Consider the following 661-nt stretch of genomic DNA (forward strand, 5'->3'; position numbering starts at 1 on the left):
CCAGCGCACGGCCCGGGAGGACCTGGACACGGCGACGCCGAGGAGCCCGCCTGTCAGGCATTGCGTCATCGACAGTGGGGCTCCCAGCAGCGATCCGCCGATGACGGCTCCCGATGTCGCCAGTTCCGTTGACAGGAGCCCGACGGGAGTGACTGCTGCCACGCCGTGACGCAGGAAACGGCCCCGTCCGCGAACCCCGGACAGGGTTCCAATCGCGAAGACCAATCCGCCCGCCATGAGCCACGCCGGGGCGCTGGCCGCCCGCGTCACGTCTGAGCTGGTCATCAACGCCAGCGCAAAGACCACCTTCTGCCCGTCGTTGGTGGAGTAGGCAATGGCGAGCAACCAGAAGGTCATCCGTCGAAGCCTGCCGAACCGCGCGACATTGCCGAGTCGGCCCGCCAGTGGAAGTGCATGGCGATTGAGGACAAAGGCCACCCCGGCGGCGACCAGAGGGGAGAGGAGGCCGACCAGGAGGACTCGGGCAAGCAGGTGCCAGTTCGAGGCCTGCCCGTCAGTGACAGCCACCCCCGTGACCGCTCCGACCAACGCCAGGGTGATTGATGTCGGAATCCGCACGGCGTTGGACAGCAGGACCACTGCGGTCGCGGTTGCAAGGACGACAACGGCTCTGGGTGCGTCATCGCGGGCACCCCCCACG

General features: G+C 67.9%; 1 protein-coding gene. It reads right to left on the reverse strand.

Features of this window, described 5'->3' with window-relative positions:
• Positions 1 to 660: inorganic phosphate transporter (locus FK530_RS24630; RefSeq protein WP_269434189.1), on the reverse strand; the 660-nt coding region annotated here is incomplete at its 3' end.
• Position 661 lies beyond the last annotated feature (1 nt).

Source organism: Tsukamurella conjunctivitidis (assembly GCF_007858475.1).
In the GTDB taxonomy this organism is placed as follows: Bacteria; Actinomycetota; Actinomycetes; order Mycobacteriales; family Mycobacteriaceae; genus Tsukamurella; species Tsukamurella conjunctivitidis.